Here is a 20,517-nt window from a genome sequence, read left to right as displayed (position 1 = left end):
GTCAGCCCTCCTTCCGGGTGCGCGGGTCGAGGATCATGTAGAGCAGGTCGGCCAGGAGGTTGGCGGCCAGCACGGCGAGGGTGATGATCAGGAAGACGCCCTGCATCAGCGGGTAGTCCTTGGCTCCGACGCCCTGGAAGAGGACGTAGCCGATGCCGGGATAGGAGAAGACCATCTCCACCAGCAGCGTGCCGCCGACGATGAAGCCCAGCGAGAGCGCGAAGCCGGAGACGTTGGGCAGGATCGCGTTGCGGGCGGCGTAGGAGAACATCACCCGGCGCTCGGGCAGCCCCTTGGCCTGGGCGACCATCACGTAGTCCTCGGAGGAGACGGTCACCATCATGTTCCGCATCCCCAGCACCCAGCCGGCCATCGCGCTGAGCACGACCGTCACCCCCGGCAGCACCGCGTGGTACAGCGCGCTGGAGACGAACGCCCCGTTCAGGGAGGGCACCAGGGAGGCGTCGTAGCCGCCGGAGGCGGGGAAGAGCGGCCACTGCACGGCGAACACCGCGATGGCGATCAGCCCCAGCCAGAAGTACGGGATGGCCGAGATGAAGGTGGTCACCGGCAGCAGCCCGTCCAGCCAGGAGCCGCGCCTCCAGCCGGCGAAGACGCCGATGCCGGTGCCGAGCAGGAAGCTGATCAGGGTCGTGGTGCCCACCAGGGCCAGCGTCCACGGCAGGCTCTGGGAGACGACCTCCGAGACGGGGGTGGGGAAGTAGGTGAACGACGTCCCCAGGTCCCCGCGGGCCAGACCGGCCCAGTAGTCGGTGTACTGCTGCCACAGCGAGCGGTCCCGGTCGAGCCCGAAGAGGGCCTTCAGGGAGGCGATGGACTTGCTGGAGAGCTGGCCCTGGTAGCGGGCGAGCAGCGACTGCACCGGATCGCCGGGCATCAGCCGGGGGATGAGGAAGTTGATGGTGATGGCCGCCCAGGCGGTCAGCAGGTAGAAGGCCAGGCGCTGGAGGACGAACTTCACGACGCGGCCCCCCGTCCGGCCCCGGCGGCCGGCGCGTCCTGGGAGGTGTCGTACAGCCAGCAGGCCGCCCACTGGCCGCCGTCGAGTTCGAAGCGCGGCGGGGTCCGGTCGCGGCAGCGCTCCATCGCCAGTGGGCAGCGCGGGTGGAAGCGGCAGCCGGCGGGCGGCGAGATCAGGCTGGGCGGCTCGCTCGCCGAGGGGTCCGCGCCCTTCCCGCCGTTTCCGCCGTCTCCGCCGGCCGCGCCGTCCCCGCTGCCCCCGGTGACCCGGTCCGGGTCGGGGGCGGAGGCCAGCAGCAGCCGGGTGTAGGGGTGGGCGGGGTGCTGGGTGACGGTCTCGCTGTCGCCGCCCTCGACCATCCTCCCCGCGTACATCACCAGCGTCTCGTCCGCGAAGTAGCGGGCGGAGGCGATGTCGTGGGTGATGTAGAGGATCGCCAGGTCCAGCCGCTCCTTCAGATCGCGCAGCAGGTTGAGCACGCCCAGGCGGATGGAGACGTCCAGCATGGAGACCGGCTCGTCGGCCAGCAGCACCCGCGGACCGGCGGCCATGGCGCGGGCGATGGCCACCCGCTGGCGCTGCCCGCCGGACAGCTCGTGCGGGAAGGCGTCCAGGTAGCGGGAGGCCGGGGTGAGCTGCACCCGCTCCAGCAGTGCGGCCAGCGCCTTCTCCAGCTCCGCCGCGCCGCTGCCGGCCCGGCCGTGGATGCGCAGCGCGCGGGTGAGGTGGTAGCGCACGGTGTGCACCGGGTTGAGCGAGGCGAACGGGTCCTGGAAGATCAGCTGGACGTGCCGGCAGTACGCGCGGAAAGCCCGCCCCCGTCCGGCCCGCACCGGCCTGCCGTCCAGCCGGATCTCCCCGGCGGTCGCGGGGTGGAGCTGGGCGAGCAGCCGGGCGACGGTGGACTTGCCCGACCCGGACTCGCCCACCAGCGCGGTCACCGAACCGCGGCGCAGCCGCAGCGACACGTCGTCCACCGCGTGCACGGCCCGGCGCTCCCCGCCCAGCAGCGCGTGGACGCCGCGCCGCACGGGGAAGTGCTTGCTCACCTCCTCGGCCTCCAGCACCACGCGCCCGTCGGGGGCGGTACCGGGCCCGGGGCCGGGAGCGGTGTCAGGGGCGGCGCCGGGTGGTGGCGCGGCGTGTTCTTCGGAGCGTTCTTCGGACATGGCTCTTCCTGTCGTCCCTGTGGTCGTGGCTGTCGTGCCGCCTGTGACGTGTGCGCGGGGATGCCGGAGGCCGCCGGACGGGGCCCGCCCCGCCGCGGTGCGGGGACGGGATGCGGTGTGCGGCGGGGCGGGGGTCGCCCGGCTTCCGGAGCCCGCGCGCCGTCAGGAGGCGGGGCGCAGATGCAGGACGACGTCCAGGGAGTTGGGCTGGGTGGGCTGCGGCGGCGCGTACGGGTCGGACTCCGAGGGCCAGCCGACCCAGTTGCGGGTGCTGTACTCGGCGCCGATGGGAGCGGCGGCGGTCGCGATGAGCGGCACTTCCTCGACCATGATCCGCTGGAGTTCGTTCAGCGCCTCGGTGCGGGTGCCCTCGTCGCTCGCGCCGGCGTACTCCTTGAGCGCCTCGGTGGCCGCCTCGTCGCGGAAGCGGCCGAAGTTGCCGCCGGGGGAGGCCTTGCCCAGCGGCTGGTACAGCCCGCCGTCCATCACGTGCTGGTACATGTCGTACGGGGTGGCGCCGCTGTTGGTCCAGTGCAGGCTGGCGTCGAAGTCGCCCTCGTTCATCGCGGTGGTCCAGGCGTCGACGGTCTGGGTCCTCACCTTGGCCTCGATGCCGATCTTCTTGACGTTGTCCTTGATGATCGACAGACCGGTGAGGTAGTCCGACCAGCCGGCCGGGTCGGTGAGCGTCATCGTCACCGGCTTGCCCGCCGGGTCCTTCAGGACGCCTCCGTCCAGGGTGTAACCGGCCTCCTTCAGCTCCCTCTTGGCGGCCTCGACGTCCACCTTCTGCTTCTCGCCCCTGTACTCGGGCGCGATGAAGGGCTCGCCTGCGGGCAGCGGGATGCCCGTCACGCTCTCGATCTCCGGGTAGAGGGTGGCCTGCGCCCGGACGTGGATGGCCTCGCGGTCGACGACGTGGTTGATCGCGCGGCGCAGCGCCGGGTCGTCGAAGGGCTTCTTCGCGGTGTTGAACCACAGGCCGTGGACGCCCAGTCCGGAGGGGAACCAGAGCTTGTGGTGCTCGGGGTCCTTGGCGACGTAGATCTTCTCGTAGTCCGGGGTGAAGACGAAGGACCACTCGCAGGTGCCGTTGGCCAGGGCCGTGGTCTGCGCGTTGTTGTCGTTGTAGGAGGTGTAGCGCAGCTCCTCGACCTTCGGCTCCTCCTGCCAGTAGGTGTCGCGCGCGGTGAGGGTGATGGTCTGCGGCGTGAAGGACTTGAGCGTGTACGGGCCGGTGCCCACGGGCTTCTTGTTGGGCCAGGTCTCGGGGTTCTTCACCTCCGACCAGATGTGCTCGGGCACGACGAAGGTGGTCAGGATCTTGCTCTGGTTGACGAACTGCGACTCGGGGAAGGTCAGTTCGACGGTGTCGCCATCGCGGCTGATGCCGTCGTAGGGGATGGCGTTGGTGTTGAGCGCCTCGTTCTCCTTCAGCAGCCGGAAGGTGAACTCCACGTCGCCGGCGCTGAACTCCTTCCCGTCGGACCATGTGGGCCCGTCCTGCACGGTCAGGGTGAGCTTCCTGTAGTTGTCCGCCCACTTCCACTCGCTGGCCAGCCAGGGCTTGCCCTCCTCGGCGGGGCGGACGCCGTTCACCATCACCAGCGGCTCGTAGATCATGTGGCGGTAGCCCAGGGAGGTGCCCGCGGAGGTGCCCAGGAACGGGTTGCTGTTGTCCGTCTGCGGGCCGTTGGGCATGCCGACGGTGAGCACGCCCTTGTCGCCCTCGGCCGGCCCGCCGCCCGCGCCGGGGGCGCCCGCGGTGCAGCCGGCGAGCAGGGCGGTGGCGGCAAGGGCCACCGCGACGGCGGTTCTGGTCCGGGCCGTGCCTGTGGTTCTCATAGTGTCTCCTCCTGGGCCTTTCCTGTTCGGTAGCGACGGGTGAGGGAGTTGTCGCTCGCAGTTCTGAGAGCGCTCTCAGAATGGCTGCGCCTCCGTTTCTGAGAGCGCTCTCATCGATGTTCCGGGGCGGTGCTGGACGGGGGTGCGGGGGTGAGGGGCTTCTGGGCGGCGGGGGCCGGACCGGGTGCCGAAGCGCGGTCCACCGGTTCGGTGGACAGGGCGACCCGGCCGTCGTCCGGGAGGCCGTGCGGCGGTTCGTCCGGGGTCGCCGCCGGTCGGCCTGGTGGGACTCGGCTTGGTGGGGCTCGGTTCGCCGGCGCCGGTTCCGGGGCCGCCGCCGGGCATGGGCACGGAGTCAAACGGCAGTGGGCAAGGGTGGTCAAGACTTCACGCCAAAATTGAGTGTCACTGTTTGAGAACGCTCTCAAGAGCGCTCTCTTGTTCACCTCTTGAAGCTGATTGGTCTCGTCCAAGCCCTTGACGGCCGGGTTTCCCCAGGAGTTGACTCACTGCCCGAACCAAGCCTGGAACGCGGGCGGTCGGCGCGCCGAGCGCTGCCCGCACCTTCCCGTCCGCACCGCGCCCCCCACCGCCGGAACCTCCGGACGACAGACGGATGTGATGGTCATGCACCTGACAGTTCTCCCCGCCCCCCACGACCCTCCCCGCGGCGAGAAGCCCCGGCGCCGCCGCTCCCGCCGCCGGGCTTCGGCGGCGGTGCTGCTGACGCTGGCCGCGACCCTGGCGATCACCGGTACCGCGACCGCCGACCCGGTGGGCGGGACCGCGCAGAAGGCCGCTCAGAGAACCGCGCAGAAGGCCGAAGCGGCCCCGGCGGCCGTGCTGTTCGAGGAGGACTTCGACGGCCCCGCCGGATCGGCGGTGGACGGCCGCAGATGGCAGCTGGAGACCGGCGACAACAGCGGCAACAACCACGAGCGGCAGTACTACACCCCGGGCAACGCCAACGCCGCGCTCGACGGCAACGGCAACCTGGTGATCACCGCCCGCAAGGAGAACCCGGGCAACTACCAGTGCTGGTACGGCCGTTGCGAGTACACCTCGGCCCGGATGAACACCGCCGGGAAGTTCACCACCACCTACGGCCACGTCGAGGCCCGGATGAAGCTCCCGCGCGGACAGGGCATGTGGCCCGCGTTCTGGATGCTCGGCCACGACATCGGCAGCGTCGGCTGGCCGGGCAGCGGTGAGATCGACATCATGGAGAACGTCGGCTATGAGCCCGGAACCGTGCACGGCACCCTGCACGGGCCCGGCTACTCAGGCGGCGAGGGCATCGGCGCCGGCTACACCCTCCCCGGCGGCCGGGCGTTCGCCGACGACTTCCACACCTTCGCCGTCGACTGGTCCCCGAACTCCATCACCTGGTCGGTCGACGGCCAGGTCTACCAGCGCCGCACCCCGGCCGACCTGGGCGGCGACCGCTGGGTGTTCGACAAGCCGTTCTTCCTGATCCTCAACCTCGCGGTGGGCGGCGACTGGCCGGGCCTGCCGGACTCGAGCACCGTCTTCCCGCAGAAGCTCGTCGTCGACTACGTGCGCGTCACCAGTGGCGACGGCGGCGGGGGAGAGGGCACCGGCACCATCACCGGCCTGGCGGGCAAGTGCCTGGACGTGGCCTGGGCGGACACCGCCAACGGCACCCCGGTGCAGATCCACGACTGCAACGGCAACGCCGCCCAGCGGTGGACCGTCGGCACGGACGGCACCATACGCGCGCTCGGCAAGTGCCTGGACGTCTCCGGCGCGGGCACGGCCGACGGCACCCCCGTCCAGATCTGGGACTGCAACGGCACGGCCGCCCAGCAGTGGGTCGTCACCGAGGCCCGGGACATCGTCAACCCGAATGCCGACAAGTGCCTGGACGTGAAGGACGGCAACTCCGCCAACGGCACCAAGACGCAGATCTGGACCTGCTCGGGCACCGCCAACCAGAAGTGGGACACCCCCTGACCCAGCCCCCGTCCTCGCCCCGGACCGTCCCCTTCGGGGCGGTCCGGGCGGGGTGGGGTGCGTAGGGTGTGGGCGTCCGGCGCGGGTAGAGGGGGCGGAGGGGCCGTGTACCACAGCAGGGACTACATCAGGTACTGGGAGATCGACTTCCAGGACCTCTCCCCGGTGGCGGCCGGCGCCTTCGGGGTGTTCGCGCTGCTCCTCATGGCGCTTTTGTTCTGGGGACTGCTGAAGACGCGCCCCGCCAGGCCTCGCCGGGACCCCGAGGCGCGGGAGCGGGCCAGGGCGCGCGGCGAGAGCCGGCGGCGCCAGGCCGAACTGCGCAAGCGGCGGCTGGCGCTGCAGAAGAGGAAGGCCGGCAGGCGGTAGGGGCACGGGCCCCGGACGCGGGTCACGGACCGGCGCGACGCGCCTGGTGGGGCTGTCCGCCGACCGGTCCCGCACCGCCGGAACCGGAACCGGGGCCGCCCTCCCCGGCCTCCCGCACGACGAGGTCCCGGTAATCGGGGTGCATGACGATCCACTGCTCGACGAAGGAGCAGGCCGGCCGGACCCGCAGGCCGCGCCGCCGCGCGTCGTCCAGCGCGGTGCGCACCAGCCGGTCGCCGATGCCCCGGCCGCGGAAGGGCCGGGACACCACCACCCGCGGATAGGTCACCAGGCCCTCGTCGCGTACGTAGTCGGCGAAGCCGACGAGGGTCGCGCCGATCCTGGCCTCGAACCGGCCGTGGGCCGGGGCGTCGGTGATCGTGACCTGGCTGTTGGTGGCTGCCGTGGGCATACTGCGTTCCTCCAGGAACGGCCGGATCACCCAGAAGGTGATAAAAGGACATCCTTCCGGGCGTCCGAGTGCCACACGACGGCGTTCCTATCCCTCCCACCCCGGCAGGACGGGTGAACCGGGCGGGAGGGGCACTCCGGCGGGCGCGTACCGCGGCGGCCCGCTCCCCGCCTACGCCTCACCCTCCAGGCGGAACCCGACCTTCAGCCCCACCTGATAGTGCTCGACCCGGCCGTCGGAGATGTTGCCGCGCACCTGCGTCACCTCGAACCAGTCCAGGTGCCGCAGCCTCTCCGAGGCGCGGGCGATCCCGTTGCGGATCGCCTGGTCGACGCCCTCGTGCGAGGTGCCGACGATCTCGGTCACCCGGTAGGTGTGGCTGGACATGGTGCCTCCTGCGAAGGGTGGGGCGATCGGTTCTCGTCTCCACCGTGCCCCAGGGCGAGCCCGTCCGCGAGTGCTAGGCTCCCGGCGGGCCGTGACTGGCGCGTAGGGATGGGATCGACCATCGGGGAGCGGCCCGCGCACCGGGCGTTACGAGCCCGCCGCGCCGAAGAGCCGCGCGCCTGGGCCACCCGCACCGTCTTCGAGGACGTCAAGGAGGGCCCATGGCCACCGCACCCGACCCGCGCACCCCCCGGGACGCGGCGAGCACCGCCGCCACCGCGTCGACCGCCTTCAACAGCGCCCTGGACGTGATCCGCGCCGTCGAGCCGCGCGTCGCCGACGCCATCGGCGCCGAGATCACCGACCAGCGCGCCTCCCTCAAGCTGATCGCCAGCGAGAACTACGCCTCCCCGGCCGTGCTGCTGGCCATGGGCAACTGGCTCAGCGACAAGTACGCCGAGGGCACCGCCGGCCGCCGCTTCTACGCCGGATGCCGCAACGTCGACACCGTCGAGACGCTGGCCGCCGAGCACGCCCGCGAACTGTTCGGCGCCGACCACGCCTACGTCCAGCCGCACTCGGGCATCGACGCCAACCTCGTCGCCTTCTGGTCCGTCCTGGCCCAGCGCGTGGAGAGCCCCGCCCTGGAGCGCGCCGGGGCCCGGCACGTCAACGACCTGACCGAGCAGGACTGGGAGGAGCTGCGGCGCGCGCTGGGCGACCAGCGGATGCTGGGCATGTCCCTGGACGCCGGCGGCCACCTCACCCACGGCTTCCGGCCCAACATCTCCGGCAAGATGTTCGCCCAGCGCAGCTACGGCACCGACCCGGCCACCGGCCTGCTGGACTACGACGCGGTGCGCGCCGCCGCCCGCGAGTTCCGGCCCCTCATCCTGATCGCCGGCTACTCCGCCTACCCGCGGAAGGTGAACTTCCGGATCATGCGGGAGATCGCCGACGAGGTCGGCGCCACGCTGGTGGTCGACATGGCCCACTTCGCCGGACTGGTCGCCGGCAAGGTCTTCACCGGCGACTTCGACCCCGTACCGCACGCCGACATCGTCACCACCACCACCCACAAGTCCCTGCGCGGCCCGCGCGGTGGCATGGTGCTGTGCCGCGAGGCGCTGGCCGAGCACGTGGACCGCGGCTGCCCCATGGTGCTGGGCGGCCCGCTGCCCCACGTCATGGCGGCCAAGGCCGTGGCGCTGGCCGAGGCCCGGCAGCCGTCCTTCCGCGCCTACGCCCGGCAGGTGGTGGACAACGCCTCCGCCCTCGCCGAGGGTCTGATGCGCCGGGGCGCACGACTGGTCACCGGCGGCACCGACAACCACCTGGCCCTGGTGGACGTCACCGGCTACGGCCTCACCGGCCGCCAGGCCGAGGACGCGCTGCTGGACGCCGGCATCGTCACCAACCGCAACGCCGTGCCGCGCGACCCCAACGGCGCCTGGTACACCTCCGGCATCCGCATCGGCACCCCGGCCCTGACCACGCGAGGCCTGGGAACGGCCGAGATGGACGAGGTCGCCGACCTGGTCCACACCACCCTCACCGCCGCCGAGCCCGGCACCACCGCGGCCGGAGCCCCCTCCAGGGCCCGGTACCTGCTGGAGCCCAAGGTCGCCGAGGCCGTCGCCGGACGCGCCGCCGACCTGCTGGCCGGGCACCCGCTCTACCCCGGCATCGACCTGGCCTGACCGCCTGAGGACCGGCCGGGCCCGACCTGACCGGGCCCGGCCGGTAGCCTGCCGCCATGACCGACGATCTGCCCGAGATGAGGGCCTCCGACGCCGACCGGGAACGCGTGGCCGAGGTGCTGCGCGAGGCGGTGGCCGAGGGGCGCCTGAACATGGAGGAGTTCCAGGAGCGGCTGGACTCCGTCTACGCCGCGCGCACCCAGGGCGAGCTGGCCCCCCTGGTCAGGGACCTGCCCCAGGCCACCACAGCGGCCACTCCGGCCGAGCCCGCCCGGGCCGGCCGCGGCTGGGCCGAACGCTTCGGCGGCAGCGCCACCTCCCGCGGCGCGGTGGCGGTCATGGGCGGCTTCGTGCGCAAGGGGCCGTGGACCGCGCCCCGCCGCTTCACCTGCTTCGCCTTCTGGGGCGGCGGGGAGATCGACCTGCGCGAGGCGTACTTCGAGGACCGCGAGGTGGAGATCCGCTGCTTCGCGATCATGGGCGGCGTCAACGTGATCGTCCCGGACGAGGCCGAGGTCGACGTACGCGGCATCGGCGTCATGGGCGGCTTCGACCACAGCGCCGCGGGCCGGGGCGAGCCGGGCGCACCGCGCGTGGCGGTCAGCGGCTTCGCCTTCTGGGGCGGCGTCGGGGTCGAGCGCAGGCGCGCGGAGCGTCGGGAGCGCAAGCGCCTGGAGGGCGGCCACGGGCACGGCCACGACCGCAGGCGCGACGACCGGGACGACTGACCCGCGGTCTCCTCACCCCCACACGGGCTCGTCCCCGCCCGGCCGCCCCGGCGGCCGGGACCAGCCCTCCGGCCCGCCGTCGTAGGCCACGGGGGAGACGGCGTGGCGCAGCCGGCCCAGCGGGCCGCCCGTCTCGTCGAGCCAGTCGGCCGGGTCGTACGGCTCCCGCACCTCCTCCGGTTCCCCCGGCCCCTTCGCCCCTTCCAGCTCGTGCTGCAGCCAGTGCGCCGTCCGCGCCAGCGCGAGCCGCACGTGCCGCGAACCCCCGCCGTCGCGCTGGTCGGTGAGCGAACGCAGCACGGCGGCGGCCAGCAGATAGCCCGTGCCGTGGTCCAGGGCCTGTGCGGGCAGCACACCGGGGTCGCCGTCCGGCCCGCCCTCGGTCACGGCGATGCCGCTCGCCGCCTGCACCAGGCTGTCGAAACCCCGCCTGCCACCCCACGGCCCGACACCGGGACCGCCCCAGGCGCTCAACTCGGCCACCGCCACACCCGGCCGCCGCCCGGCCAGCTCCCCGGCCGACAGCCCGAAGCGGTCCAGCGCGCCGGGACGGTAGCCGGTGACGACCACATGGGCCTTCCCCAGCAACTCCTCGAAGGAGGCGCGGCCGGAGCGGGACGCCAGGTCCAGCAGGGCCGACCGCTTGCCGAACCCGGTGTCGGCGTGCGCGTCCGCGCTCTCGGGCAGACGCGGCGAGTCGATCCGCAGCACGTCGGCGCCCAGCAGGGCGAGAGTGCGGGTGGCCACGGGACCGGCGATGACACGGGTGAGGTCCAGCACGCGCAGCCCGGCGCATGATCCCGAGCCCGGCCCCGAACCGGCTGAGGGCGGCGGCAGCGCCGGCGCGTCGTCCAGCCGCTCCAATCCCAGCAGCGGGAGCCGGGCCACGGCCGCGCCCTGCGGATGCGCCGACCACCGCCCGGGCGTGCGCACGGCCACGGCCAGACCGCCCGCCGCGTACACCGCCTCCTCGACCTCCTCCGCCCGGCGCTCCGCCAGCACGCCGGCGACGGCGGCGACGAGTGCCTCGTCGCCGCCCGTGTCAGGAACGCCGAGCGCGGACAGCAACCGGGCACGGTGGTGCGGGTAGTTGGCGTGGGTGCGCAGCCAACCGCCGTCGGTGCGCCAGAAGCGCGACAGCGGCGCGAACGTGGACGGCGCGCGCCCGTCGATCCGCAGATGCCGCTCGCTGACGAACGCGGTGGCCACCGCCCCGTCGTCCACCCCGACCCCGGGCACGGCCCTCCCCGTGCGGCGGGCTTCGAACTCGGCCGCCGCCAGCGCGCACACCGCCACGGTCGAACGCGCCAGCTCCCGCACCGGCAGCCGGGCCGGCAGCACACCGCCGGACCCGTCGGGGGAGGTGCGGGGGACGAGGCGGACACGCTCGCACAGACCGGGGTCGCCGCCGAGCGCGGCCCACAGCCGGACCCAAGACCGTTGATCCATACACGCATTGTGCCCGCACTCCCGTCCGCCCGCACTGAGATCGCGTTGTCAGTACCCGCAACTAGCTTGATCCCCAACGCGGATGAGTACGCGTACGGATGTTTGGGAGCCGTGGTCGGACGGCACCCTGAAAGGCATGGAGCGGATCATGGAGAACGTGCACGGAACCACCGAAATGGCCCCTTCCCTGGCCCCGGACCTCGGGCGCGGCCCCGCCCTGGTGCTCACCCTGGCGGGCACGCTCGCCGTGGGCTGGGTGATAGCCATGCTCTACGTCATAGCCTCCTGGGTGGCGGGCTGACCGCCCGCCACCCGGCTCCCCGGCCCCTGCGGAACGCTCAGCGGCCCTCCGCCGAGGAGACCACCCGGAAGCCCATCCCGGCCCGCACCAGCCGTTCGATCAGCGCGTCCCCCATCGCCACGGCCGTGGTGACCTGGCCCGAGGTCTGCGGAAGGTCGTCCAGCGCCAGGCAGAGCGCCGACTCGGCCAGCATCTTCGCCGTCTCGTCGTAGCCCGGATCGCCGCCGGACACCTCCGTCACCACACGGCGTCCGCCGCCCTCCCCGAAGAAGCGGACCTTGAACCAGCTCTCCGCCCGCTTGCGCGGGCTCGGCCCGTCACCCGGCGACAGCCTGGCCGACAGCGCACGGCGCACGGCCGGGAGCTGAGCGGCGGCGAAGAGCGCCCCCGCCCCGACCATGCCGCCCACCGCCACGGGCAGCGTGCGCACGGCCGCGTAGTGGCGGTAGCGGAAGTCGGGGCCGTAGCGCTCCAGAGCGGCCGCCGACCGGGCCACGACCTGCGGATCGACCGTCGGCAGCGGCACCGCCCACACCCCCGCCTTCCCGCTGCGGCGCGGCCGGTCCAGCGGCGCGCCGACCCGGCGCCCGGCCGGACGGGACTCCACCCGCCGCCGCTCCCGCGCCGCGGCCAGCGTCTGCCGGCCCCGGGAGAACGCCGTCAGCGCGGAGGCGAACGTCCCCCCGGAGAAGGCCGCCGCCGCCCGCACATAACCGTCGATCCGCAGCGGCACCCCCTCGGGGAGGCGCTCGACGGTGTACAGCACGCCCAGGTCGTGCGGCACCGAGTCGAAACCGCAGGCGTGCACCAGCCGCGCCCCGGTGCGTCGGGCCCGGTCGTGGTGGCGCAGATACATCATGTCGACGAACTCCGGCTCGCCGGTGAGGTCCGCGTAGTCCGTCCCCGCCTCGGCGCACGCGGCCACCAGCGGCTCCCCGTACTCGACGTACGGGCCGACGGTGGTGGCCACCACCGCGGCGCTCTCGGCCACCGCGCGCAGCGAGCCGGGATCGGTGACGTCGGCGTGCAGCAGCGGCAGTTCGGCGCAGGCCGGATCGATCTCCGCCAGCCGCTCGCGCAGCCGCAGCAGCTTGTCGCGGTTGCGCCCGGCCAGAGCCCAGCGGCAGTCGCCGGGGGCGTGGGCGGCCAGGTACTCGGCCGTCAGCCCGCCGGTGAAACCGGTCGCGCCGAACAGCACCACGTCGTACTCGCGGTCGTTGCGGGGCACTCCTGACCTCCTGGGGGTGAGAGGGACGGGCGGGACAGGATCACCTGCCGTTGCCCGACCCTACGGCGGGGACACGGGCGAACGCGCGAAGAGGCGCGGTCACGGCACCTCACCGGGGCTGAGGCACTTCGACTTCCGGGGGATCGCCCTGACCGAACGGTTCATGTCGACCAGCACGTCCCCGGCGTGTCCGGGCGCGTCCTCGATGGTCACCTCCACAGCCGGGGTGCGCCCGTACGTCGTGAGGACCTGGACGCCGTCGGCCTCCAGCCTGCCCTCGTCGAGCACCCAGTCGACACCGCTGACGTTCATGCACAGATCGGGCGTCGGCGGCAGCGGCTCGACTCCGCACCGCAGAACGACCGACGCGCCTCCCCATGATGCGGTGCCGGCTCCCGCAGCCCCGTCGCGCTGCCGCGACAGGACCTCCTCGGGCGCCCCGAACACCACATCCGCGCAGAGCGGATCACCGGAGAACGGGCCGGATCGAACCGAGAGGCCGGGGGAGAGCGGGGAATGCCCGGAGCAGGAGACCACCGCGACGGCGACGGCCATGGCGCCGAGGAATAAGAGGCTGCTTCTTCTCTGCTTCTTCATCGTGGTTTCCTTCGGGCTCCGCCTGCGCACGGAGCGGGAGCGGGAAGGGACGGAGAACGGGACCGGCTGTCGGTGCCCGACCCTACGCTGGGACCATGAGCGATCGGACCAGGGGGCGTAGCAGCGCGCGGGGGGCGCGGCGTGATCCGCAGGCGGCACGGGAACGGGTGCGCGAGTTCGCCCTCGAACTGCCCGGCGCGTACGAGGACTTCCCCTGGGGAGAGTCCGTGGTCAAGGTCAACCGGAAGATCTTCGTCTTCCTCTTCCTCGGGCACCTCGTGGCGGGGCAGGGCGACTCCCCGCCCACCGTCACCGTCAAACTCACCGACCCCGAGGCCCACGCCCACGCGATGTCCGCCCCCGGCGCCCTTCTCACCGGCTACGGACTCGGCCGTTCGGGCTGGGTGACCATCCCACTGGGCGAGCCGGAGGCACCGGACGCGGAGCTGCTGTGCGACTGGGTCGAGGAGAGCTACCGCACCGTCGCGCCGAAACGGCTGGTGGCGGAACTCGACGCGCGAGCGACCGGCTGACGGCCCGCCGCCGCCCCGAGCGAAACGCCTCGCACCGGACGCGTTCCGGTGCGAGGCGTTCGGCTGCGTGAGCGGTCAGCTCCGGGCCGCCAGTACGGGGTCTGTCAAACGTTCGGGTCTGTTCCGTAGTCGGTGGTGACGGAGGGTGTGGTCAGCCCAGGAGGATGCGGTGGCGGAGGAGGGGGAAAGCTCGCGCGGCCGTACATCTGGCGCTTGACCAGTTTGGTCTTGTTGTTGACGCCTTCGGTGCCGCCGTTGTGGTATGGCAGGGTGAGGGCGGCGTCGACGGCGGCGCGGTCCTTCTCAAGGCCCCGGGTGAAGGCATGCAGGTGGGGCAGGTCCTCGGCCTGGACCAAGTTGATCCAGGTGCTCAGCAGGGTGGCATGGCCGTCGGCGGGATCCAGCAGCGCGGCGAAGCGGTGGATGAGGTCGGCCAGAGCGGTCATCTCGTGGCAGGCGGCGCGGGCGGCCTCGATACGTTCCCGCTGGTGGTCCTTGAGGCGGTCGGGGCGGGTGAGAAGGTAGCGGGCCAGGCGCCGGGGCGAGAGTGCGGGCCGGTCGCCCTCGACACGTCCCTGGTTGATGTAGCGGACCAGCAGGTTCGAGCTGCCGGTGTAGCCCAGCTCCCTGATCTCCCGCAGGAGATGGGTGACGGGGACGGCCGGATTCTCCAGCCGGCGCCGGCGCAGGTGATCGTGGTAGGGATCCACGAGGGTGGGCCGGTAGGCGGGGGCGCGGATGAGGCGCTCTGGCTCGGCGACACGGTCGTAGCGCTTGACGGTGTTGAGAGCCAGGTTCAGGCGGCGCGCGCACTCCAGTAGGCCGACTCCGCGCTCGCGCAGGGCGTGGACCTGCTGCCGGCGCTCGCGGGTGGTAGCGGCCTGTCTCCCCTCGGCCGGGGGCGGTCCCGCTTCCGCCCAGCAGGTGCTGTGCGCGGCGACCTCTCTGCGGACGGCCTCGGCGAGGTTGTGCCACAAGTGCCAGCGGTCGCTGATCTGAACCGCGTCGGGCAGGGCTCGGCGGTGAGGCGGTACATGTTGCTCGGGACGGTCTTCGCAGTTGCCGGAGTGGCTTTCTCTGTTTTCCTGGTGGCAAGTGGTGAGGGTGGCGGCTGGGCACTCCTCGTGATGATCGGCTGCATGTATCTGGCGGCTCTGCTGTTCCTCAGGAACATCGGGCGTGAGCAGTCCTGAGGCCCTGAAGCCGGACAGCAGACCCCAACCTGCTTCCCCAGCGGGCAAGTTGCTCCAGTCGGAAGTCCGGTCGCCCGAACGGCCTTCGGTGAGCGGGCGACGGCAAGTCCGCAGGAGCGTGCATCGGACGCAGGTGGGCGGAGTGTGCCGAGGTAACCGCTGTTCATGGGGCGATGTTTGAGGTGGGCCGAGGCCGGGGCGACGGTGGGGACCGCGACCGGAGTCGTCATGACCCTGATGGGCGGCAGGTCGTGGGGGTGGGACTTCGTGATCCTGCGCCTGGTCTTGTCGGTGCTGTACGCGCTGATGGGCCCGCTCGCGGCACGTGCGCGCCGCCGCGCCGGGGCCGGACGAATGACACGGAAACGTAACGGACGTTCACTTCTCGGCAACCTATTGACTAGGGACATCCCTGTACCTACGCTCGCGCTTGTTCATGGTTGTTCACATACAAGGCGTGGTGCGTCGATGAAGATCGCAGTTGTCGGAAGCTATGGGGCCGGCCTCACCATGCGGGTCCCGAAGGCGCCCGCGGCGGGCGAGACCGTGTCGGGCGGCGTGTTCGACCCCGGCCCCGGCGGCAAGGGGAGCAACCAGGCCGTGGGCGCCGCCCGGCTGGGCGCCGAGGTTTCCCTGCTGACCGCCGTGGGCGACGACGACTTCGGCCGCGCCGCGCACGAGCTGTGGCGCCGTGAGGGCGTCGGGGCCGGGCACGTGCTGACGGCCCGCGCCCCCACGATGGTCGGCTTCATCCTGGTCGAGCCGTCCGGCGAGAACCGCATCGCCATCGCCCCGGGGGCCCTGGACGAACTGGACGCGGCGGCCGTCGAGCCGTTCCGCGCCGAGATCGCCTCGGCCGACGTCCTCGTCGTCTCGATGGAGATCCCCGAGGGGGCCGTCGTGGCCGCGCTGCGCGCGGGCCGCGAGGCCGGCACCACCACCCTGCTCAACCCGGCGCCCGCCCGGCCGCTGCCCGAGGACGCCTGGCCGCTCATCGACGTGATCACACCGAACCAGACCGAGGCCCCCGTACTCCTCGGCCTCGGCGACGAGCACGGGCTGGGGGACGAGGACCTCGTCCGGGCACTGTGCGAGCGCACCGGGGGCGCGGCCGTCCTCACCCGGGGCGGCGAGGGCGCGCTGATCGCCCGGGGCTCCGGCGTGACGCGGGTGCCGCCTCACCCGGCCGGCACGGTCGTCGACACCACGGGCGCGGGCGACTCCTTCACCGCCGCGCTGGCGGTCGCCCTCGCGCAGGGGCGGGACCTGCGGCAGGCGGCGGAGTTCGCCGCCGCGGCGGGCGCCCACACCGTCACCATCGCCGGCGTCATCCCCGCCCTGCCCACCAGAGACCAGCTGAACGCCCGGATTGGAAACACCCCATGACCTCGACCACCGCACCGGCAAGGGAGTTCTCCCTCCCGCTGCGCAGACTGCTCCACGCCCGTGAGTCCGGTGTCTTCGCCGCTCTCGTGCTGCTCTTCCTGCTGGGCACCGTCCTCTCTCCGAGCTTCGCCCAGTCCGACAACCTGCTCTCGGTCGGCCAGCAGATCGCGCAGATCGGCATCATGGCCGTCGGCGCCACGTTCGTCATCCTCAACGGCGAGATCGACCTGTCGGTGGGATCCACCTACGCGCTGTCGGCGATCTCGACCGGAATGCTGATCTCGGACGGCTGGAGCTGGCCCCTGGCGATGGGCGCCGGACTCGCCGTGGGAGCGCTGGCCGGGCTGCTCAACGGGCTGGCCGTCGTGGTGCTCGGCGTGCCGTCGTTCATCGTCACCCTCGGCACGCTCAGCGTCTTCCGCGGCGTCGCCCTGCTGATCTCCGACGGCGCCCCGATCTCCCTCAGCTCCTCCCAGCCCGGGGTCGCGGAGTTCAACCTCCTGGGCCAGGGGCGGCTGTTCGGCCTGATACCGATGCAGTTCGTCCTCTTCGTCGCCGTCGCCGCCGTCGGCGTGGTGCTGCTGTCCCGCTCGCGCTTCGGCTTCAACACCTACGCCGTCGGCGGCAACCAGGAGGCCGCCCGGCTGGTCGGCGTCAACGTCAAGCGGGTCAAGCTGACCGCGTTCGTCCTCTCCGGCTTCGCCGCCGGCCTCGCAGGTGTGCTCGGTCTGTCCTTCCTCTCCTACGTGCAGGGCGTCACCGGCCAGGGGCTGGAGCTGACGGTGATCTCCGCCGTCATCATCGGCGGCGCGGCCCTGTTCGGCGGCTCCGGAACCATGTGGGGCACCGTCATCGGCGTCGCCTTCATCGGCCTGCTCCAGAACATCCTCAACATCAACGGGATCTCCTCCTTCTGGCAGACCGTCGTCACCGGCCTGGTGATCGTCGCCGCCGTCGCGGCCGACACCTGGCAGCGCAGGCGCAAGGCCCGGGCCTGAGCGCCCGGCCCCGCGCCCCCGGGTGGGCACGCCCCGTGCGCTCCCGAACACCCCAGACACTCCCGAACACACCCAAGGAACGCCCATGTCTGCTCGCACCCTCCTCAGGGGCCTCGCCGCCGCGACGGCCGCCGCCGCCACCCTCACCCTCAGCGCGTGCGGCGCCGTAGCCCCCGCCGACTCCGGCGGTTCGGAGGACGGCTCCTTCGAACTCGCCTCCCACATCCAGCAGCGCATCGACGACGGCGAGCCGATGCGGATCAAGCTCAGCTACCACGACCCGTCCCTGGCCTTCGCCACGCCGATCGGCGCGGGCATGGAGAAGGCGGGCGAGGAGCTGGGGGCCGACGTCGCCCTCATCGGGCCCACCGGCGGTGACGCCGCCCAGCAGGTGTCCGAGATACAGACGCTGATCCAGCAGGAGGCCGTGGACGGCCTCGCCGTCTCCTCCGCCTCCAGCGACGCCCTGAAGCCGGTCATCGCCCAGGCCTACGACGCGGGCGTCCCGATCATCTCCTTCAACACCGACAACCCCGACTCCCAGCAGATGGGCTTCGTCGGCCAGGACCTCAAGGGCTCGGGCAAGGCCCAGGCCGAGCGGCTGCTGGAGGAACTGGACGGGACGAACGAGGGCAAGGTCGTCGTCTTCTCCGTGGACACCGGGGCCGGCTGGTCGCACGACCGGTTCGGCGGCTTCAAGGAGGGGCTGGACGGCAGCGGCCTGGAGATCGTCGGGCCGGTGAACGTCGGCAACGAGCCCAGCTCCGCCTACAACACCGTCGAGTCCACCATGTCCGGCCAGTCCGGTGTCGTGGCGGTCGCGGGACTGGACTGCTGCTCGACGACCGCCGCCGCCAAGTGGGTGGCGCAGTCCGGCGACGCCGGTGACATCACCATGGGCGGCTTCGACCTCCTCACCCGGACGGCCGAGTACATCGACGAGGGGGTGCTGGACTTCACCATCAGCCAGAACCCCTCCGAGCAGGGCTACCAGGCCGTGAAGGTGCTGCACGACTTCCTCACCGAGGGCACCGAGATCGAGGGCGTGGACACCGGGGCCCAGTTCATCACCCAGGACAACCTCGACGAAGCGACCGTGGAGGACTGATGACCGCCACCTCCCGCGAGACCGCGCAGGCCACCGCCTCCCGCACCACCTCCCGCGAGACCGCCCCGGCCGTCGGCGTCCGCGGCCTGTCCCGCAACTTCGGCCCGGTGCGCGCCCTCACCGACGTCTCCTTCGACGTCCCCGCGGGCGAGGTCACCGCACTGCTCGGGGAGAACGGGGCCGGCAAGTCGACCCTGCTCAAGATCCTGGCCGGCCTCCAGCCGCCCAGCGACGGCGGCGTCACCGTGTTCGGCGAGGAGGTCACCTCCTTCGACCCGAGCACCATGCTCGGCCGGCACGGCGTCGCGATCGTCCCCCAGGAGCTGTCACTGCTGCCCGACCGCAGCGTCGCCGAGAACGTCCTCAGCGGCGTCGAGCCGGGCAGCCGCTGGTTCCCCTCCCGGCGCCGGATGCTGGAGCGCACCGCCGAACTCCTCCAGGCGCTGGACCTCCGGCTGGACCCGTCCGCCCCCGTGCGGTCGCTGGACCTGGCCACCCAGCAGCTCGTCGTGGTGGCCCGCTCCGTCGCCCGGGGCTGCCGCGTGCTGATCCTGGACGAGCCGACGGCGATGCTCACCCCGGCCGAGGCCGAGCGGCTGTTCGCCCTGATGGCCAGGCTCAAGGCGGACGGGACGACCATGCTCTACGTCTCGCACCGCATGCCCGAGGTCTTCCGGCTGGCCGACCGCATCGAGGTGCTGCGGGACGGCGCCCACGTCGCCTCCTGGCGCAGCGACGAGACCACCCCCGACCAGGCGGTCGCCGCCATGGTCGGCCGTGAGCTGGGGCAGCTCACCCGCCGCGCGGAGCGCCCCGCCCGGACCGCCGGGGAACCCGCCCTGCGGGTGCGGGAGTTGAGCGGGCGGCGGCACACCGGCGTCTCCTTCGAGCTGCGTCCCGGCGAGATCCTGGGCGTGGCCGGACTGCCCGACTCCGGCCGGGTGGAGATGCTGCACAACATCTTCGGCGGCGAGAGGGGGACCGGCGGCACGGTGGAGCTGCTGGGCAGGCCCTACGAGCGGCGCGACCCCGTCGCCAGCGTCGGGCGCCGTCTGGCGTTCGTTCCCGGCGAGCGCCGAGCCCAGGGCCTGCTGACCACCATGAGCGTCGGCGAGAACGTCGGCGCGCTGATGACCAAGCCGCTCAGCCGCCTCGGTCTCGTACGCCGCCGGGCCCTGGACCGGCGGGCCGCCGAGCAGGCGAGGAGGCTGCGGGTCAAGACCGCCACCATGAGCCAGCCCATCACCAGCCTCTCCGGCGGAAACCAGCAGAAGGCCGTGCTCGGCCGCTGGCTGGCGATCGATCCCGGAGTGCTGATCCTCGACGAGCCCACGCGCGGCGTGGACGTCGGGGCCAAGGCCGAGATCTACGAGCAGCTCTTCGAGCTGGCCCGGAAGGGCCTGGCGATCCTGTGCTCCTCCTCCGACCTGCCCGAACTGCTCACCCTGACCGACCGGATCGCGGTGATGAGCGAAGGCCGCCTGGCCGGCACCGTCGAGGCCGCGGAGGCGACCGAGGAATCGGTCATGGCACTGGCCACCGGAGCGGTGCCGGCCGCCTGACCTCGGCCTGGCCCCCGCCCGTCCCGTCCGGTCTCCCACACCTCCCACACCCTTTCGGAAAGGACCCCGTCATGAAGCGCTCCGGCATCCTCAACGCCGAACTGAGCGGAGCCCTGGCCACCCTCGGCCACACCGACCTGCTGATGGTCGTGGACGCCGGCTTCCCCGTCCCCCGCGGTGCGCACCGCATCGACCTCGCCATCGCCGAGAACCTGCCGGACCTGCGGACCGTGCTCGGCCTGATCGCCGACGAACTGGTCGTCGAGGGCGTGGTGCGCGCCGAGGACGTCCCGTCCAACAACCCGCGGCTGGACCAGTGGCTGCGCGAGCGCTTCGCCGGCGCGGAGTTCACCACGCGTCCGCACGCCGAGGTGCTCGGCGAACTGGCCCACCGGGCCAAGGTCGTCGTGCGCACCGGGGCCTTCGAACCGTGGGGCAACATCGGCCTGTTCTGCGGTGTCGACGTCCCCCGGTGGTTCGGCGGGGAGGGCGTCGTCGTCCCGGACCACTACGCGTCCAAGCTCTGACCCCCGCGGCGGCCCGCCCGCCGCACCAATCACAAGCCTCCACCACGGCTTCCACCACAGGAGACACCC

At 72.5% G+C, this 20,517-nt stretch carries 19 protein-coding genes and 1 pseudogene; 11 read left to right on the top strand and 9 right to left on the bottom strand.

Features of this window, described 5'->3' with window-relative positions:
- Position 1: 1 nt before the first annotated feature.
- The 3 genes from IQ279_RS09335 to IQ279_RS09325 form a co-directional block, all read right to left on the bottom strand.
- Positions 2 to 982 carry an ABC transporter permease gene (locus tag IQ279_RS09335; protein ID WP_206347883.1) on the bottom strand — a complete coding sequence of 327 codons (981 nt, stop codon included), beginning with the start codon at positions 980 to 982 and terminating at the stop codon, positions 2 to 4.
- A complete protein-coding gene (locus IQ279_RS09330; protein ID WP_206347882.1) occupies positions 979 to 2,151 on the bottom strand; it encodes an ABC transporter ATP-binding protein in 1,173 nt (390 codons plus the stop codon). Before IQ279_RS09330 ends, IQ279_RS09335 begins: the two co-directional genes overlap by 4 nt.
- A gap of 162 nt (positions 2,152 to 2,313) precedes the next feature.
- Entirely contained in the window at positions 2,314 to 3,996 is a 1,683-nt protein-coding gene (locus IQ279_RS09325; protein WP_206347881.1) for an ABC transporter substrate-binding protein, read from the bottom strand.
- A 627-nt stretch (positions 3,997 to 4,623) separates the two neighbouring features.
- Between IQ279_RS09325 and IQ279_RS09320 the strand changes: the two genes are divergently transcribed.
- Both IQ279_RS09320 and IQ279_RS09315 read left to right on the top strand, forming a co-directional pair.
- Positions 4,624 to 5,970 (top strand): glycoside hydrolase family 16 protein, encoded by a 1,347-nt coding sequence (locus IQ279_RS09320; protein WP_206347880.1) that lies wholly within the window; start codon positions 4,624 to 4,626, stop codon positions 5,968 to 5,970.
- Between the two features lie 105 nt (positions 5,971 to 6,075).
- On the top strand, positions 6,076 to 6,339 hold the full coding sequence (locus IQ279_RS09315) for a hypothetical protein (RefSeq protein WP_241027826.1): 264 nt from the start codon (positions 6,076 to 6,078) through the stop codon (positions 6,337 to 6,339).
- A gap of 22 nt (positions 6,340 to 6,361) precedes the next feature.
- Here IQ279_RS09315 and IQ279_RS09310 read toward each other — a convergent pair whose 3' ends face one another.
- Entirely contained in the window at positions 6,362 to 6,751 is a 390-nt protein-coding gene (locus IQ279_RS09310; RefSeq protein WP_206347879.1) for a GNAT family N-acetyltransferase, read from the bottom strand.
- A gap of 171 nt (positions 6,752 to 6,922) precedes the next feature.
- Complete coding sequence (locus IQ279_RS09305) at positions 6,923 to 7,138, bottom strand: dodecin (protein WP_206347878.1); 216 nt, start codon at positions 7,136 to 7,138, stop codon at positions 6,923 to 6,925.
- A gap of 221 nt (positions 7,139 to 7,359) precedes the next feature.
- On the opposite strand from IQ279_RS09305, the gene IQ279_RS09300 reads away from it, so the two are divergent.
- Positions 7,360 to 8,838 (top strand): glycine hydroxymethyltransferase, encoded by a 1,479-nt coding sequence (locus IQ279_RS09300; protein ID WP_206347877.1) that lies wholly within the window; start codon positions 7,360 to 7,362, stop codon positions 8,836 to 8,838.
- 56 nt (positions 8,839 to 8,894) lie between these two features.
- A complete protein-coding gene (locus tag IQ279_RS09295; protein ID WP_206347876.1) occupies positions 8,895 to 9,566 on the top strand; it encodes a DUF1707 SHOCT-like domain-containing protein in 672 nt (223 codons plus the stop codon).
- Between the two features lie 12 nt (positions 9,567 to 9,578).
- Here IQ279_RS09295 and IQ279_RS09290 read toward each other — a convergent pair whose 3' ends face one another.
- Complete coding sequence (locus IQ279_RS09290) at positions 9,579 to 11,015, bottom strand: CoA transferase (protein WP_206347875.1); 1,437 nt, start codon at positions 11,013 to 11,015, stop codon at positions 9,579 to 9,581.
- Between the two features lie 136 nt (positions 11,016 to 11,151).
- On the opposite strand from IQ279_RS09290, the gene mmpA reads away from it, so the two are divergent.
- Complete coding sequence (gene mmpA / locus IQ279_RS09285) at positions 11,152 to 11,316, top strand: morphogenic membrane protein MmpA (protein ID WP_206347874.1); 165 nt, start codon at positions 11,152 to 11,154, stop codon at positions 11,314 to 11,316.
- A gap of 37 nt (positions 11,317 to 11,353) precedes the next feature.
- Here mmpA and IQ279_RS09280 read toward each other — a convergent pair whose 3' ends face one another.
- The gene (locus IQ279_RS09280) at positions 11,354 to 12,544 is read right to left on the bottom strand and encodes a saccharopine dehydrogenase family protein (RefSeq protein ID WP_206347873.1); all 1,191 of its coding nucleotides are present in this window, start codon (positions 12,542 to 12,544) and stop codon (positions 11,354 to 11,356) included.
- A 99-nt stretch (positions 12,545 to 12,643) separates the two neighbouring features.
- Positions 12,644 to 13,141 carry a DUF3515 family protein gene (locus tag IQ279_RS09275; RefSeq protein ID WP_206347872.1) on the bottom strand — a complete coding sequence of 166 codons (498 nt, stop codon included), beginning with the start codon at positions 13,139 to 13,141 and terminating at the stop codon, positions 12,644 to 12,646.
- A gap of 95 nt (positions 13,142 to 13,236) precedes the next feature.
- Between IQ279_RS09275 and IQ279_RS09270 the strand changes: the two genes are divergently transcribed.
- The gene (locus tag IQ279_RS09270) at positions 13,237 to 13,674 is read left to right on the top strand and encodes an MmcQ/YjbR family DNA-binding protein (RefSeq protein ID WP_206347871.1); all 438 of its coding nucleotides are present in this window, start codon (positions 13,237 to 13,239) and stop codon (positions 13,672 to 13,674) included.
- Positions 13,675 to 13,825: 151 nt separating this feature from the next.
- Here the strand turns inward: IQ279_RS09270 and IQ279_RS09265 are convergent.
- Positions 13,826 to 14,732: pseudogene (locus IQ279_RS09265) on the bottom strand (transposase); the annotation flags it as partial.
- 603 nt (positions 14,733 to 15,335) lie between these two features.
- On the opposite strand from IQ279_RS09265, the gene IQ279_RS09255 reads away from it, so the two are divergent.
- The 5 genes from IQ279_RS09255 (at position 15,336) to rbsD (ending at position 20,448) form a co-directional block, all read left to right on the top strand.
- Positions 15,336 to 16,253 (top strand): ribokinase, encoded by a 918-nt coding sequence (locus tag IQ279_RS09255; protein WP_206347870.1) that lies wholly within the window; start codon positions 15,336 to 15,338, stop codon positions 16,251 to 16,253.
- Positions 16,250 to 17,251, top strand: a complete 1,002-nt coding sequence (locus tag IQ279_RS09250) for an ABC transporter permease (RefSeq protein WP_206347869.1) — start codon at positions 16,250 to 16,252, stop codon at positions 17,249 to 17,251. The genes IQ279_RS09255 and IQ279_RS09250 overlap by 4 nt, the downstream gene beginning before the upstream one ends.
- 85 nt (positions 17,252 to 17,336) lie before the next feature.
- Complete coding sequence (locus IQ279_RS09245) at positions 17,337 to 18,359, top strand: sugar ABC transporter substrate-binding protein (RefSeq protein ID WP_206347868.1); 1,023 nt, start codon at positions 17,337 to 17,339, stop codon at positions 18,357 to 18,359.
- The gene (locus IQ279_RS09240; RefSeq protein ID WP_206347867.1) at positions 18,359 to 19,921 is read left to right on the top strand and encodes a sugar ABC transporter ATP-binding protein; all 1,563 of its coding nucleotides are present in this window, start codon (positions 18,359 to 18,361) and stop codon (positions 19,919 to 19,921) included. Before IQ279_RS09245 ends, IQ279_RS09240 begins: the two co-directional genes overlap by 1 nt.
- Positions 19,922 to 19,992: 71 nt before the next feature.
- A complete protein-coding gene (rbsD, locus tag IQ279_RS09235) occupies positions 19,993 to 20,448 on the top strand; it encodes a D-ribose pyranase (RefSeq protein ID WP_206347866.1) in 456 nt (151 codons plus the stop codon).
- Positions 20,449 to 20,517 lie beyond the last annotated feature (69 nt).

It is taken from the genome of Streptomyces verrucosisporus (assembly GCF_017114865.1).
Lineage (GTDB): Bacteria > Actinomycetota > Actinomycetes > Streptomycetales > Streptomycetaceae > Streptomyces > Streptomyces fenghuangensis.
This window is presented reverse-complemented; position numbering and strand designations above follow the sequence as displayed.

Coding starts and splice junctions, on each gene's coding strand:
- IQ279_RS09290 (WP_206347875.1), bottom strand. CDS start 11,015: ATGGATCAACGGTCTTGGGTCCGGCTGTGGGCCGCGCTCGGCGGCGAC.
- IQ279_RS09330 (WP_206347882.1), bottom strand. CDS start 2,151: ATGTCCGAAGAACGCTCCGAAGAACACGCCGCGCCACCACCCGGCGCC.
- IQ279_RS09325 (WP_206347881.1), bottom strand. CDS start 3,996: ATGAGAACCACAGGCACGGCCCGGACCAGAACCGCCGTCGCGGTGGCC.
- mmpA (WP_206347874.1), top strand. CDS start 11,152: ATGGAGCGGATCATGGAGAACGTGCACGGAACCACCGAAATGGCCCCT.
- IQ279_RS09295 (WP_206347876.1), top strand. CDS start 8,895: ATGACCGACGATCTGCCCGAGATGAGGGCCTCCGACGCCGACCGGGAA.
- IQ279_RS09250 (WP_206347869.1), top strand. CDS start 16,250: ATGACCTCGACCACCGCACCGGCAAGGGAGTTCTCCCTCCCGCTGCGC.
- IQ279_RS09255 (WP_206347870.1), top strand. CDS start 15,336: ATGAAGATCGCAGTTGTCGGAAGCTATGGGGCCGGCCTCACCATGCGG.
- IQ279_RS09245 (WP_206347868.1), top strand. CDS start 17,337: ATGTCTGCTCGCACCCTCCTCAGGGGCCTCGCCGCCGCGACGGCCGCC.
- IQ279_RS09275 (WP_206347872.1), bottom strand. CDS start 13,141: ATGAAGAAGCAGAGAAGAAGCAGCCTCTTATTCCTCGGCGCCATGGCC.
- IQ279_RS09310 (WP_206347879.1), bottom strand. CDS start 6,751: ATGCCCACGGCAGCCACCAACAGCCAGGTCACGATCACCGACGCCCCG.
- IQ279_RS09305 (WP_206347878.1), bottom strand. CDS start 7,138: ATGTCCAGCCACACCTACCGGGTGACCGAGATCGTCGGCACCTCGCAC.
- IQ279_RS09320 (WP_206347880.1), top strand. CDS start 4,624: ATGCACCTGACAGTTCTCCCCGCCCCCCACGACCCTCCCCGCGGCGAG.
- IQ279_RS09240 (WP_206347867.1), top strand. CDS start 18,359: ATGACCGCCACCTCCCGCGAGACCGCGCAGGCCACCGCCTCCCGCACC.
- IQ279_RS09270 (WP_206347871.1), top strand. CDS start 13,237: ATGAGCGATCGGACCAGGGGGCGTAGCAGCGCGCGGGGGGCGCGGCGT.
- rbsD (WP_206347866.1), top strand. CDS start 19,993: ATGAAGCGCTCCGGCATCCTCAACGCCGAACTGAGCGGAGCCCTGGCC.
- IQ279_RS09300 (WP_206347877.1), top strand. CDS start 7,360: ATGGCCACCGCACCCGACCCGCGCACCCCCCGGGACGCGGCGAGCACC.